The sequence below is a fragment of the Ktedonobacter sp. SOSP1-52 genome (genome assembly GCF_016587395.1).
Window position 1 is genome coordinate 290,500 of the sequence record NZ_BNJH01000001.1, and the last position, 13,596, is coordinate 304,095.

The 13,596-nt window shown below is 53.9% G+C and carries 12 protein-coding genes; 8 read left to right on the plus strand and 4 right to left on the minus strand.

Translation table 11 applies throughout. The annotated features are described in order from the left end of the window. Positions 1-16: 16 nt before the first annotated feature. The 3 genes from JMJ16_RS01220 to JMJ16_RS01230 all read left to right on the plus strand — a co-directional run bounded on the left by JMJ16_RS01220 (position 17) and on the right by JMJ16_RS01230 (position 5,869). Positions 17-4,195 carry a DEAD/DEAH box helicase gene (locus JMJ16_RS01220; protein ID WP_201377789.1) on the plus strand — a complete coding sequence of 1,393 codons (4,179 nt, stop codon included), beginning with the start codon at positions 17-19 and terminating at the stop codon, positions 4,193-4,195. Positions 4,196-4,266: 71 nt separating this feature from the next. Continuing rightward, positions 4,267-5,466: a hypothetical protein gene (locus JMJ16_RS01225; RefSeq protein ID WP_201377791.1), complete on the plus strand. Its 1,200-nt coding sequence runs from the start codon at positions 4,267-4,269 to the stop codon at positions 5,464-5,466. Continuing rightward, positions 5,450-5,869: a UvrD-helicase domain-containing protein gene (locus JMJ16_RS01230; RefSeq protein WP_201377793.1), complete on the plus strand. Its 420-nt coding sequence runs from the start codon at positions 5,450-5,452 to the stop codon at positions 5,867-5,869. The genes JMJ16_RS01225 and JMJ16_RS01230 overlap by 17 nt, the downstream gene beginning before the upstream one ends. Positions 5,870-6,024: 155 nt before the next feature. Here JMJ16_RS01230 and JMJ16_RS01235 read toward each other — a convergent pair whose 3' ends face one another. From JMJ16_RS01235 to JMJ16_RS56625, 4 genes are all read right to left on the minus strand, one after another. Continuing rightward, positions 6,025-7,215, minus strand: a complete 1,191-nt coding sequence (locus JMJ16_RS01235) for an IS256 family transposase (RefSeq protein WP_201377795.1) — start codon at positions 7,213-7,215, stop codon at positions 6,025-6,027. 298 nt (positions 7,216-7,513) lie between these two features. Then, positions 7,514-8,407 carry a hypothetical protein gene (locus JMJ16_RS01240; RefSeq protein WP_201377797.1) on the minus strand — a complete coding sequence of 298 codons (894 nt, stop codon included), beginning with the start codon at positions 8,405-8,407 and terminating at the stop codon, positions 7,514-7,516. After that, on the minus strand, positions 8,401-9,165 hold the full coding sequence (locus tag JMJ16_RS01245; protein WP_201377799.1) for a hypothetical protein: 765 nt from the start codon (positions 9,163-9,165) through the stop codon (positions 8,401-8,403). Before JMJ16_RS01245 ends, JMJ16_RS01240 begins: the two co-directional genes overlap by 7 nt. Before the next feature lie 213 nt (positions 9,166-9,378). Next, entirely contained in the window at positions 9,379-9,609 is a 231-nt protein-coding gene (locus tag JMJ16_RS56625; RefSeq protein ID WP_374228907.1) for a helix-turn-helix domain-containing protein, read from the minus strand. A 235-nt stretch (positions 9,610-9,844) separates the two neighbouring features. On the opposite strand from JMJ16_RS56625, the gene JMJ16_RS01255 reads away from it, so the two are divergent. From JMJ16_RS01255 to JMJ16_RS01275, 5 genes are all read left to right on the plus strand, one after another. Next, positions 9,845-10,333, plus strand: coding sequence for a hypothetical protein (locus JMJ16_RS01255; RefSeq protein WP_201377803.1), 489 nt, complete (start codon positions 9,845-9,847; stop codon positions 10,331-10,333). Between the two features lie 45 nt (positions 10,334-10,378). Then, a complete protein-coding gene (locus JMJ16_RS01260) occupies positions 10,379-10,705 on the plus strand; it encodes a hypothetical protein (RefSeq protein WP_201377805.1) in 327 nt (108 codons plus the stop codon). A gap of 66 nt (positions 10,706-10,771) precedes the next feature. After that, the gene (locus JMJ16_RS01265; RefSeq protein ID WP_201377807.1) at positions 10,772-11,716 is read left to right on the plus strand and encodes a class I SAM-dependent methyltransferase; all 945 of its coding nucleotides are present in this window, start codon (positions 10,772-10,774) and stop codon (positions 11,714-11,716) included. Beyond that, positions 11,713-12,924, plus strand: a complete 1,212-nt coding sequence (locus JMJ16_RS01270; RefSeq protein WP_201377809.1) for a class I SAM-dependent methyltransferase — start codon at positions 11,713-11,715, stop codon at positions 12,922-12,924. The genes JMJ16_RS01265 and JMJ16_RS01270 overlap by 4 nt, the downstream gene beginning before the upstream one ends. A gap of 36 nt (positions 12,925-12,960) precedes the next feature. Beyond that, a complete protein-coding gene (locus tag JMJ16_RS01275) occupies positions 12,961-13,539 on the plus strand; it encodes a hypothetical protein (protein WP_201377810.1) in 579 nt (192 codons plus the stop codon). The last annotated feature ends 57 nt before the right edge of the window (positions 13,540-13,596 follow it).

Genomic DNA, 13,596 nt, shown 5'->3' on the forward strand with positions numbered 1-13,596 from the left:
AGAGAGCGAGATTCATATGGATGGGAACAAGGCACACGCCGCAGTACTGGCGGCCCTTGAGTCGGTAGAGGCCCAGCAGATCAACCTGGGACTCTATGCCACGCAAGTAACTCCGGAGACCCTATATAATGCCATTAAAAAAACACCGGATGCCTTCTCAAAAGCCCGACCCCCCTCAGATGCGAGTGAAGTTGAACAGATACTGCGCAGCCTTGCCGCGAAAGGAGAGGCCATTGAATGGATGCCCAACCTCTTCCGCTCGCGTATAGCAGAAACCGTACGTATCTTGCGTCTACTGCGGCAGCGGGTTTGGCGACACGAACTACATGTTGAAGATCCTCTCCTCGTGGAGGACATTCGCGTTGAGTTCCGCCAGCGTATACGGCCTGTGCGGGTTTTGCCCATCGCCGGGCAGATACCCGTCGGCGTAAATCCTAGCGTTGCTAGGGCCCTGGAAGAGTCGCTCATCCCCCCGAGCGGGAGCGAGTTCTGCGTGAGCGGCTTCCAGGCGAAGGCCATGAACGAAATTTTCTCTTGCGCGCTTCAGGGCAATGAGGACAACCGCTCCTTTATCGTCGCGGGCGACACCGGTGCCGGGAAAACCGAGGCTTTTTTCTTCCCCATCCTGCTTGACATCGCGTGCGAACCTGCGCAGTTGCGAGTACGCCAGGGGGTGCGGGCCGTTCTCGTCTACCCACGCATCCGCCTTGCACGCAATCAGTTGAGCCGCCTACTGCGCTATACCACTAAGTTGCAGAAAAAGGGTGCTCCCCCTATCACGCTCGGCGTACAAATCGGGGACGTACCCGACAGCGCCGAGAGCCTCGGCGTCAATGGTAGCAATAAGGGCAAGAGGTGGCATTCTAAGGTACGCAACGGGCGCACATTCTATCGCGTGGAACTGTTAGAGGGGTGTTTCAACTGCAAACCTGGGTGTTACTGGGTGGAGGACGATGACCCCAATATCGACCGTGGCTGCCCGCGCTTGGTATGCGATCATTGTGGTGACATCGTGGACACGCTCTACATTACACAATCCGCGCTCAAGTGCAACGCCCCAGATATCCTCATCATCACTGACATTTCGCTCAGTCAGTGGCTGGCGCGCGAACAGTATAGCCACCTGTGGGGACTGTGGACGCAGGACGCGTTAGGGCAGGTAGAGGCACCCACCCCTCCCCCGCGCTTCCTGGTTCTTGACGAGGTTCACCTCTACGAGCAACTCAAAGGGGCCCACATAGCGCGGCTGATAAAGCGCTTCCAGGCACGCGTGCGACTCATCTACGATCGCGGTGGACCGTCGCTGTACCACCCGACGCATCACCCGGTGGTCATAGGGGTATCTGCGACGCTGCACGATGAGCGCGCCTTCCTGGCAAAACTTCTGGATGTGAACCCGGCCGACGAGGAACAGTACAACCGATTGCAGTGCATTAAACCGCAGCCAGGCGACTCAGAACCAACCGGGGGGAGAGAGCGCTACATCTTTATTTATCCCCGCAACCTCTCGCCCACTCCCAGCAAGCCTGAAAATCGCGTCGACGATCAGACCGCTGCCATCCAGATCCTCATGGCAGCGGTGCATAATCTCATGAGCAGAGATAAAAAATGGCGGGCCCTGGCGTTTTTCGACTCCATTAATGACCTACGCCAGTTCAGCCATAACTACGATGACCCCGATTACGGTTCTAAATCCCGCAGCGGGAACCGGGTGAAACAAATCCCGCCCGCAAATCAGGATGAACTATGGCGCATTCGCACTGACCGCATTAAAAGCGACAGGAGTAAGAGGGTACTCAATAAATGCGGTATTGGTTGTAGCGCCCGGTCGCAGGCGTCTTCCCTTCACGAATGCCCCCATTTTCAATCAGGTGACTGCTGGGTCTTTGCCAAAACGCGCGGCTGTAATCGCGTGCTTAAGCTGGCAGACCCGGTGTATGCCGGCGCTAGGGCGGCAGCCCTGGACAGTATGGACCTTATACCCTCATCGCCTTCTTTAGAGGTGGGCTACGATGATGAGGCCATACAGCTCGTCTACCAGCATAAGGCCCCTGCAAATGCAGTCAGCTTTATTCAGCGCAGAGGACGGGCAGGACGAGACCCAGAGGACTCACCTGTCATCATCACCCTGCTTTGGCCCTATCGGCGCGACGACGCTTTTTACTTCTTCCGGCCTGAGGCGCTTTACGAACCCACCTTCGATGATGTACCACTCAATGCGGGTAACTTCACTGTTCAGCGCACACATACCCTGCTCGCGTTCTTTGATCTGCTTGCCTGCTGGCGACGACAAGACATAAGCAACATACGCGCGGAAGAGCGCATAGCGGACTTTAGCGCCGCCGGATGGCATCATTTCCCCCTCAGCAGCGAAGCCGTGAGGAGCTCCCAGTGGAAAAACAACGGGAAAGAACTCGTTCTATGGAACGCTCAGACAGGACGAAGACTGCCTCCGTTACGGGGCAAGCAAATCTCAGACAGGCACGTAGAACAGCGAGACGGGACCATCTTTATGAGAGGCTGGCTTGCTATGGAGAAGGATCTGCTCCCACACGTCCTCCTGTCGGCGTGGGAGAAGCTCAATGCCCATGGAGACCTTGACAGCTACATACGCCTATCGGAGATCGCGAGCAGAGCATTCCGCGAGGACAGGTCGTATCCGTTCTTGCCAAACAAGCCAGAGCGGCTCCCTGAGGCCCTCGGGCAGTTCGGCAGAAAAGAATGGCACTCCAGTAACGAAAATGACTGGCGGAATTGGCTAAAAACGTATCACCATATCGACTGGCAGCTACAAGGGAGCCAGGAAACGACGACCTTGACTGTTCACTATCCGGCTACCCAGGGTAGCCGGATACTGCGTGAGGAAGAACTGCCGGGCAGGGAGCGAAGAGAGCTTAGCACCGATGTCACATTTGCCCTCACCGAGTTCCTTCCGGGAAACGTCTCCTATCGGTTGCGAGAAGAAAATGCCATTCACTGGACACCTATACCGCGCGAAGGAGAGTCCACTTTTCTCTACCCCCGTAAAGCGGAGGGGGGAGACGATGACCCCGAGTACTTCCCCAAGAAAGAGGATATCGCGGGGCAAGCGAATAGTATCTTTGGCATCTCGACCTACCTGTACAAGCAGTTCCCAGATTTACAATTCTTTCAGCTCAATCGATTGCGAGTGGTCACCTTTGGCGTTCCAAACGAGTCGAGCAGCACCACTTGGTATTTTGTCCCCAACGAGAAGGAACCGAACAAAGGGTATGCAATCGAGCACAAGGAACTAGATGCTAAGCGGGTGGTGGGAGCCTTTCAAATCTCCCGGCGCTCGACGGCCAGCGCGAACTCAGCAATCGTCCCCTTTATTGCCGACTCGCGCTATGGCCCCCGGCGTCTGACTCTCTCACCCCCGCTCAATATCCTATTCAGTTCGGTTGAGGGGTTCTTGGAGGAGGGGAGGTCTCTCCTGGGTTACTATCGCGTCTTCTACGGGATGGACATTACGGTCAAGGGCAGTAATCAATCGATATCCCTTCACCGCCACTTCTACGGACCAGGAACCGGGGGAAGCGAACAAGAAGCTCCTAAGCCGGTAATGGTGGGCTATCGTATCAAGACGCAGGGCATTTGCTTCCAGATCAACCCGAATCTTATAGAGCAGGCTGTGGGGCGCCTCTTGAATGACGAGGACCTTCGCCTCTCTCTGCGCCGTAACTTCACCCTCTATCAGATCGCACCAAAGTCCGCAGAGTGGGACCTGTTTATCAAGACACAGCTGGAGCGCGCGGAGGTGGCGGTTGATTACTGGTTGCATGAGGTCGCGACTCAACCCGGCGAGCCCCGCCTCCTCGAAGCATCACGGGACAAGGAGCCCTTACTGGAGTACTACAGAACGTGCCGCATTGTGCGCCCCGTGGATGTAGAGGGCTTCAGAGAGTTTCTCACCAACCATAGCGATTTCTTCGAGAGCCTCAATAGTTGCCTTGAGAGTTCCTTCAGAAAGACCCCCGCTTTCCGCAAATTTGTTACCAGCGTCATCCTGCACAGCCTAGCCGCCTTGCTCAAAAACCTCGTCGCCCGCCTCGGTGGTTTGGGGAGCGACGAACTAGTGGCTTACATTGATCTCCCCATACTCGAGCGGGTCGACTCCTCGATCTATCCCCGTATTCTAATTATGGATACGGTGGAAGGCGGTTCGGGGGGATAATTCAGGCGTTCGAACGAATCGACTTACATACGGACTCGAATACAGGTAACGGCAAAGACTCGCTCTGGTGGATGCTGCTTGCCGAGCTCGGCCGCTGCCCAATTGGCGACGGCGAGGCGCTGCTGGAAACAGTGCTTTCCAAAGCGTCCGAGAAGCAGATTGTAGATCTACAGGAGGCCCCCGACGCGCATAAGGAGCAGAGGCTAAGGGAGCTGCTTGTCACTCTCGAAAGTCCCCCTCCCAGTAGAGAAGCGGAACGCATGCTGGGGCGAGTGCTTTTTAAAGGCATCGAGGTAAAAGAGGGGCAGACCATCAATCCCGCTTTGATCCTCAAGGAACTCTTTGCACTGCAATCGTCGCTGGAGAGCAGGGTGCCTGGAACCCTCCACCGGCAGGCAACCATACTGCGCGCAGTGCTTAATCCCGATCCCAGCAGGCAACCCGCTATAGCAGCACTGCGCGCAGTGTTAGGGGCTGGCAGCGTTGCCAAGGATGAACCAGATCACGAGTTGGCGCTGCAACTCCTGGACTTGTACAACCGCGCGTGCGACGATGGATGCCCAGTCTGTCTCAGCGCTGACAGTGATATTGAACACCACTACTTGGCCCCACTGCTCAATTCGAGGCGCGCTCTAAAGGGGCTTCGTGGTGTCTTGCTAGAAGGTACCTCTGGGAGCTGCGTCTCAGAGGTAAAGGGCCCCCTAATGGAAGGGAGGTCTGCCCGTGTGCAGGCGGAGCCGGGCAATCTGGGGGATCAACTCAATCCCACTATTGGATTGGGGATCGTACAAGAAATCGATGACGCAGGGCAGGCAAGCGATACGTCCGCCTTTGTAGTCGACTTCGACGCGGCCGCAGATTTCCTGGTCGACGGAAAGTGGCAGCCACGCTGGGGTGACCCCAAAGATATGCCCTACAAGACTCCAAAGGGAAGACGCGTTCGCACTTCGGATGAACGTATCATCGCCTCTGCGCTCGAGGGTGCAGGTATTCCCTTTGACTACGAGCCTGCACTCGCCTACGAGGATGACGAGGAACGGATCCATCACATTCATCCCACCTTTCACCTGTTTAGGCACGAGCTGTACCTCCAGTATTGGGGTCCTAACGATGCCCTGTATATTGAGTCGAGACAACACAAGGAACAGGTCTATATGCGTCCCGACGTTCAGCGTCGCGCGCGCGTCCTGTTTCTAGAGCCAGAGGATCTAGAGAACGGCACATTCATGGAAAAGATAGAAGCGAGGATCAGAGATGATCGCATGGAATGACTTCTGCCAACTGGTGACCCATACCATTCAGCGTACACTGGATCCAAACCGGGACAGGAACCAGTGGGACGCTATCTGTGCGCCGCTTGATACGTCTCTCTTTCTGGTTGCCGGTCCTGGTAGTGACAAAACGACCGTGCTAGCTTTACGTGTGCTCAAGTTCATGTTTGTGGATGGTGTCGATCCGTCGGCTATCTTGGCGACCACTTTTACCCGGAAGGCTGCTGCAGAACTACGCTCTCGTATATTAGGCTGGGGCGATAAGATGCGAAAGGAGTTGATGCGCACCCACCCGGCGCTCAAGCCGAGGCTTGAGCGCCTCGATCTCAATCGTATCATTACTGGTACGTTAGACAGCATTGCTGAGGAGGTAATGCGTGATAACCGGGCTTCGGGCACCTAACCAGCCGTGGTGATAGGATACGATATATGCCAAAAGATATGAGCGCCGATTCGCATCTCTTGAGTTTCTACGCGTTTTTAATATGTGTAAGCATGATATTAATTCCTTTAGGAGTGAGTAAGAACGTACAACACTGCACCTTTCTCGGCAGTATGTCAAGTCCTGTGTAAAAAGGCAAGATCTGGCTGAGCTTGCGATGCAGGTGGCATCGTGAGCTTGTGAAAGGTCAGACTGCGAATGACGGCATAGAAAAGCAGGAGACAGCTGCCCTCATTGCGAAAGGCAGCAGCCATCTTGTGCGAACGCCGCTTAACTTCGCCAAAGAGTCGCTCACTCACATTGTTGGTCCGAATGCACTTCCAGTGCTCCCTGGGGAAGGCATAGAAGGTGAGGCAGGACTCCAAATCTCGCTGGAGGCACTCCACAGCCGTTGGATAGGCCTTCTGGTACTTCTCAATGAAAGCTGCTACGGCTTGATCAGCCTGTTGTCGGCCTGGCTGAGAGAACAGGGCTTTGAGTTCAGGTTCTACCTGCTCTCGCTGTTTGCTGGGAACATAGCCCAGCACGTTTTCCATTTTGTGCATGACGCACCTTTGCCTCTGCGAAGTGGCAAAGTGGCTGGTCATCGCCTTGATCATGGCCTGATGGCCATCACTGATCCACAAATCCACCTGCTCGATGCCTCGCTGCTTGAGATCCTCAAAGAGGTCTTCCCAGGCGTGCTGATTCTCCCGATCTCCAATGCGAAACGCGAGCACTTCGCGTTCTCCGCTTGTTCGAATGCCGACTGCCGCTAAGATGGGCATCTTGCAGCCTTGCCCATTGTAGATGACGGTGAAGTAGGTTCCATCGACAAAGCCATAAGCATAGTGCTGGGCTAATGGACGGGCTTTCCACTGCTCATACTCCTCCTCAAGCGTATGGAAGACTCGAGAAACGGTTGAGGCGCTGGGATGCGAACCCGTGAGAGTCTCGATAACCTCTCCCACTTTGGCCATACTCACCCCCTTGATAAACATCTCTTCGATGGCTCCATCCAGTTCGTCTCGACGCCTGTGGTAGCGCTCAAACAACTGCGTGTGATAGCCTCCACGCGTGCGAGGAACCGGTAAATCGGGGATCTCTCCCACGGTCGTGTCCAGATGACGCGTGTACTGCCCATTGCGCTGATCACGACGGCTCTGGCTGCGCTCATAGGGTTTGGCCCCAATGAAGGCCGTCACTTCTTCTTCTAACACCTCGATGAGGGCAATGCGAACCGCGTACTGGAGTCGCTCTTTCACCAGGCGCTCAAAGGCATCTTGACTGCTGATGATTTCTTGGATACTGTTGTCTCGAGTGGTCATGGTTCTCCTCCTGGTTGTGTTTTCGACTTGTTACCAGGTTTAGGATACCAGACCTTCTTTTTTACACACTACTCAGGATACTGCCCCTTTCTCATCTCGCGCTGATTGCTCTCATTGGCAATTACAATGAATTGCAATTTGAACATCAAAAATGTTAGTGCCACAGATTTGCGCATAAGCGCATCAAGCTCGTTACCTGTGTGACCTCGCGATCTCTGCGAGGAGCCAGATGATCGCTGATCAGTAAAAGCGGCAGCTCTGATGACCTGTATTTCCAACTGCTAAAATCCACTGCAATTCAACAAATTTTGTTCATATACATTTTTATATATGCTCTGTCATCATACGAACTATTTCCAGCGGTCACACCTTTGGTAGAGAGATATTTGCGAAAAAGGAGAGGATCTTCAATGAGCAATTCTTGCAATGCTTGCTCAGAAGCGGCCAATGTCTCTTTCAATACAGGGTATCCATCTGAAGCCAGAACAATGGTTGTAATATTTTCGGGCAAAGGAAGAACCCGGATACCTTCATCAGGGACGTGAAAACCATCAAGTACAGGAAACCAGTACTGACCGGTTGACGGATCGTTCTGGAAGATCATTTGCCGCTCTAACAGGGGGAGAATAAATGCGCGGCCAGTATCCTCCTGACGCAACTGCTCAAGTGATTTTCCCTGAACCACCTCAGCCTCTAAAAACAGCGAGCGAGCGAGGGACGTGATGCGATCCACTTCCTTGGTATTGACAATGGGTTTCCCATCAAGCAAGCACTGGCAATCGCCAACGAACCACACTTCTTTCCGTAAAAAGCTTACTGCAATAAATGAAGCGACCGCACGCTGCACCGGGTCTGCTTGCATGATCTCAACAACATTATGCTTCTCATATAACTGCTGAAGCGCCATCGTCAATTGATCAACCGCCTGGCGTGCGATTACCTCAGGTGGAAGCAATGCAAACGCATCTCGTATTACCGTTGCAGCAACGCGACCTCCTGTTTGGCCATCCCATCTTCTCGACGTTTTCGAGGTCGCCCCATCAATTATCGCGACAAAATGGGGACCAATATAGATGGCATCTTCACAATCCTCCTCAATACCTGTTTTTGCGGCGAGAAACTGTTCTTTCACCATGTATTGCAGTGGGACAACATCCGTTGACGTTTGACGTGGAGCGTTGTTCTCTACCATGCGTAACTTCTCTCAACTTTCATGCGAGTGGGATAGCCTTCAACAACCTGGGTACTCACAAGCAACACAAAATTTCTCCGCCCATCTTTCGTGAGTTTCCGCAGCAGTCCTTGCATATTCTCCGTAAAAAACTTTGCTGCTGCTACCGTACCATATGTATGCGAGCCTGAAAAGAGGATTGCCGTTCGTTTCCGCGAGGTAAAAGGATTATAGGCTCGTATAATGAGGCCGTAGTCGTTCACCACCTGGCGCTTCGTCACACTTCCCTCATACTCAAGAGCCCCTTGATCCACCCATCGCCCTCCAACCTTGTGAGTACGCCAGATAATGAGGCTATCAATGACTTTGGCCGGTTGCTCATCCTCCAACAATTCCAAGAAGCGCGCAGTCACCGCATTCGTTTTCGAGCTCCCGAGAATGAGCAGATCATTCTCAATGCGCTCTTGCAGGTGATCCGTAGCCAGAAAAATATTTCGAATATCGAGATGCTTGTGATAGGCATGATGGAGTGACCGAAGAGCAAGGGCTAACGCTCGCACCTGTCCAATCCCTGTTGCAGGGCGATTGTACACGCCAGTATTCGTCGTGGTGGAACTAGAGGCACAAACAATGAGATTCGCGGGATCCTTAACTTGCCAGAGCGCTCTGTGGGGAAGACGAACACTCAAGAAAAAACCAATATAGGCGAGAAGCGCTCCTAGCGGCAACCAAACAATATTCGAAAGTACATTGATGAGAATGGAATGGATATCTTCCATGTTTCACATTTCCCTTCATACATTCACGTGTTTTACTTCTCACGCCTATGAAGGAAATATACATGGATTTCTGGCTTTCATCTACCTAAAAGATACTTTTCCTATTTCGATGGAGATCCAAATTTTTGACGAACTCATTTTAAACAAATAGGAAAACATTAAACTGAAAAGGTTGCTATAGGCTTGATAGCATAAGGAAATTTAGGCTCAACCTTATACTCGAAACTCTTCTGGAACCTGGTCATCAGGAACATCCTCAAGTAGCTCAGTTCCTGGGACTTCAAGCACTCGTGCAATACGGTTGAGTGTAGAAAGAGAGGCGTCATGATAGGGATTACGCCATATCTTCTGTATCGTTTTGTACGAAATATCGGAAAGTCTCGATAATTTCGCCATCCCCATACCCTTCTCTTGGGCAACATCTTTTACACGCAATCGTAGCAATTTTCTACCTCATAACTCACCAGATCTAGTTCATACTACTACAGCTTGCTACTTGACGTAAGCTGGTCTGTAATGGTATTACTTAAGTGGTCAATACTTAAAGAGTGGTATTTAAAACCAATATCGGACAAAAGAATGCAGGCCTTTAAATAAGCATGGAACGTTTTGAATGCCTGTAAGCAAGGTGGCTCAACTAAAGAGCAACTTACGTTACTAGAAAGCAGTAGATAAAACGATGAATGATCGGAAGAAAAAACCAACCATAGAGCAGATACGAACCCTGTTCCCTTTTGATGTACCCGAGCTGGCACGAACTGCAAGAGTAGAAACAGGTACTGTCTATCAGTCATTACTCATGCGCCCTATCCATCGCCGGGATGCAGAACAGATCCTTCTTGCGCTCTCCACCCACACAAACCTCACCTTGACCTTGGAGAACGTCGGTATCGTGCTCTGGGAAGAATACTTGACCCTCTGGCTGCTTCGAGCCTCAGCCCAGCCGGAAGAATCAGAAGAAGAGCACACAAACGCCTACCATTTCGTCTATGCCCGTGATAAGTTGGAGGCACAGTTCCGTGCCCAGATCTGGCTTGCCCAGCATCTCCACCTTCCCACTCACACGTTCACTCCCTGCCCAAACGGCTTTGAAATCGGGCCTCTACGTGTCCCTGGCATTTGCCCGGATGAACTCGTAGATACGGAAACACTTCCATACCCATTTTGACCAAAGTGAGACCTATCGATGTAGAAAGGACCTATTTCTCGCACCATGAGCACCATCCAACTACCCAACGTGACGCACTCCCTGTTGCTTAATAACCAGCAGTCTACGCTCAACAAGACCTTATACTATTTCCTGGCTCATCACGCTAACCGCGCACTCGACATCTGCACCGCTTGCCTTTCCCTTGCTGATCGAGGACTTGTACCTGGACGTCTCCAACACATAGCAAACATACGTCTGCTCCTCCATCCTACCACCTTTGCCAACATTGGCAGTGATCCTCCGAATAATGCAGCTGCTCCCCACCTCTCAGAAACTCCTCGCGAGGAAACGTGGGCAGAGCATGACTATAAGCAGCGTTGGCACGAGTGATACGCTCAGAAAGATACGCTTGTCTTTTTGTCAGGTCGACAGTAGTGAAGAAGAGGAAAGGGAACGATGTTTCACGCTTCCACCCGTATTTATGCAGGAGGACTCGGCACCTATGGTCCCCTGCTGCTTGATCCACTGGCCTCCGCTGAGCAGGCCCGCGTGATCACGCAGTATCATATGCTCACCTCAGCCCTCAAGGAACCCTTGCCTGAACTGGAAGAGCAGACCTTTGCAGTGTCTTCCCCCTCGCCTCCCCTCATCCTGGATCTTGGGTGTGGGCCAGGTGGCACCTGGGCCTGCGATGTCGCCTTTCACGATCCCTTCTGCCTGGTCTTTGGCGTCTCGGCTCTTGCCCCCTACGTTCGGCAGGCCAATACCTTTCGCCAGATGCAGGAGCAGACCCGTGTCCGCTTTCTCCAGATGGACTTTGCCAGAGAACTGAGTTGCCCTGCCAACTTCTATACCCTCATCAATGGCCGCTTCTTACGCACCTTTCTCGCACACGACGGCTGGTCACGCCTGCTTCAAGAGTGCTTGCGTGTTCTGCGCCCTGGAGGACTCCTTCGTCTTACCGAATGCACGGCCGCAACCTCGAATAGTCCCGCCTGTGAACTGCTGAGCCACTACTGCGAGCAGACCCTTGCCATACGAACACAAACCCTCCTCGCTCAGCATACAGAGAGCAGCCAGGAATCCTCGGCTCTTGCCAGTGCATCCTCTCAGCACGAACACCTCCTGAACCTGCTTCATGAGCTTGGCTACTGTGCCATTGCGGAGCACAACACCGTGCTCGACTTCTCAGCGGGAACGCTCTATCAGGCCAGTATGCGCACCAATGCGGAATCCTTCTTTTATCAGCTTGCCCCGCTGTTGTGTCAGACGATAGACCTCACCCCAGAGAGGTTTACCGACCTCTTTGAGCGCATGCGCGCGGAGATGAGCGCCCCCACCTTCAAGGGCCTTTGGACCCTCTCACGTGTCCATGCCTACAAACCAGGAGGGATCCAATGAGTCACACCCAGAGTATCCCGCTCCGACACGGCCCGCTGCTCTTCTTCGAAGAAGACATGAACGAGCACCAGGATCGCGCCACACAGCCGCATCGCCTCCTGCCGCAGGTGCAGAAGGATCCACCCTCTCCAGCGTCCAGAGGAGCGCTCTATCCCTTCTATACCCCCTCTGACCCGCTGGTCCTTGATGAGCAGGTTCTGGTGTCGCCGGTACATCCACTGGAATGGCGACGCCGCAGCCAGCAGGCGCGCATGCTCATGCAGCATTTTCGCGTTCCCCTTCCCGAACAACCCGAGGGCTTCCCGATGAAGCGCATCCTGGACCTGGCGCTCGATCCCAATGGCGAGTGGCTGCGACACCTGGCGGCACACGCGCCCAGGACGGAGTGCATCGGTCTCACCTCACAGGAGAGCGCTGCCAGGCAAACCGCCTTCTTTGCCGCCGTCCAGGGCTGCCACAATGCCTCTGCTCAGGTCTGTTCACTCACCCGGCCTCTTCCCTTTCCAGCCGAGAGCATAGACCTCATCAGTGGGCATTTTCTGCATGCGACCCTTCCCGAGTACGCATGGCCACTCTTGCTGGAAGACTGTTTTCGGCTCCTTCGACCAGGTGGAGTGTTGCGCCTGCTTGAATGTGTGCAGGGCGAGAGCACCAGCGCGGCCGCAGGTACCCTGTGTGCCACCTACTGGCAGCAGATGGGCAGGCTGCGCGCGGCGGCCCGTCCATCTGCCCGGGGAACACAAACCATTCGTTCCGCCCGACCAGAACGGCTCCCGATCCGGATGGAGAAGACAGGGTTTGTCGCCATTGAGCAGCAGGAGAGCCTGCTCGACTTTTCTGCCGGGACGCCTTTTCATGGCACACTCTGTGAGCAGGCCGATGACTTCTTTCAGCTCCTGGAGCCGTTCTGCACAGCACACTCCTGTTCTCGCGAGACCTACCAGCAGACCTATCACGAGATGCAACTGGAACTGCTCGAGCCGACCTTTCGCGGCTACTGGCACCTCTGCACCACCTGGGGCTACAAGCCATCAAGGCACATCTTACGACCGATCCCTGACATGCATGTGGAGCAGCCATTCCCGCAGGTCCTTTACACGTGCTCGCTGCCATGTTCCCTTTCATTGAGCAGGAGGGAGCACAGGCACACAAGAACAAGCAGAGTAGAGAGACGACAACACCAGCACACACCAATTGATCAGCTGTAAGCAACAGATGCACACCATCACCAAGGAGAAAAGACCATGCAACAGACACACACGACACAGAGAGCACCATCCTATCACCTGCTCCTTGTCACCATCTGTGAGCAAATGCGGGCGACGCACGCGACCTTGTCCCTGACGGCCATCCTTTCACCATCGCTCCCCATTGCAGGCCGACGAGAAGGCGAGGAGACTATCGCAGAAGTGGCCTTTGAACAGGGGAGAATTGTTCGCTGCCATATCTGCATCCGCGCGAACGGACGAGTCCTCATGCAGCACAGAGAAGCGCTCCATGTGCTGCACACAGCAGGAATGCTTCTCTGGCAGGAGTCTTCGTACCAGGACATCCATGTGGCCGATGCCGTGACCTCATCGCTACCCGCTGTGAGCAGCGACACAGAAGAGTCAGATCGTGTTCCCTCTCAAGCTGTTCCTGTTGAGCAGGTGCTTCAGGCCGCGCTACCGATTCGTCTCCGCCACGTCTTTTTGCTCAGCAATGGACACCGTACGCCCCGAGACATTGCGCAGGTGCTCCATTTGCCGCTTGATGAGGTCGAGCGCTTCATAGAGATCCTGCACACACGCCACCTGACGATCTGGCAATCGAAAGCATCCTGAGCCAACCCGGTGGATGCACAGGCCCAAACGTCTGTGCATCTCACACCCACATCGACA

Bases quoted from the DNA above. Each gene is read 5' to 3' on its own strand.
- JMJ16_RS01265 (WP_201377807.1), top strand. From the start codon at position 10,772: ATGTTTCACGCTTCCACCCGTATTTATGCAGGAGGACTCGGCACCTAT.
- JMJ16_RS01255 (WP_201377803.1), top strand. From the start codon at position 9,845: ATGAATGATCGGAAGAAAAAACCAACCATAGAGCAGATACGAACCCTG.
- JMJ16_RS01220 (WP_201377789.1), top strand. From the start codon at position 17: ATGGATGGGAACAAGGCACACGCCGCAGTACTGGCGGCCCTTGAGTCG.
- JMJ16_RS01235 (WP_201377795.1), bottom strand. From the start codon at position 7,215: ATGACCACTCGAGACAACAGTATCCAAGAAATCATCAGCAGTCAAGAT.
- JMJ16_RS01260 (WP_201377805.1), top strand. From the start codon at position 10,379: ATGAGCACCATCCAACTACCCAACGTGACGCACTCCCTGTTGCTTAAT.
- JMJ16_RS01240 (WP_201377797.1), bottom strand. From the start codon at position 8,407: ATGGTAGAGAACAACGCTCCACGTCAAACGTCAACGGATGTTGTCCCA.
- JMJ16_RS01245 (WP_201377799.1), bottom strand. From the start codon at position 9,165: ATGGAAGATATCCATTCCATTCTCATCAATGTACTTTCGAATATTGTT.
- JMJ16_RS01270 (WP_201377809.1), top strand. From the start codon at position 11,713: ATGAGTCACACCCAGAGTATCCCGCTCCGACACGGCCCGCTGCTCTTC.
- JMJ16_RS01225 (WP_201377791.1), top strand. From the start codon at position 4,267: ATGCTGCTTGCCGAGCTCGGCCGCTGCCCAATTGGCGACGGCGAGGCG.
- JMJ16_RS01230 (WP_201377793.1), top strand. From the start codon at position 5,450: ATGATCGCATGGAATGACTTCTGCCAACTGGTGACCCATACCATTCAG.
- JMJ16_RS01275 (WP_201377810.1), top strand. From the start codon at position 12,961: ATGCAACAGACACACACGACACAGAGAGCACCATCCTATCACCTGCTC.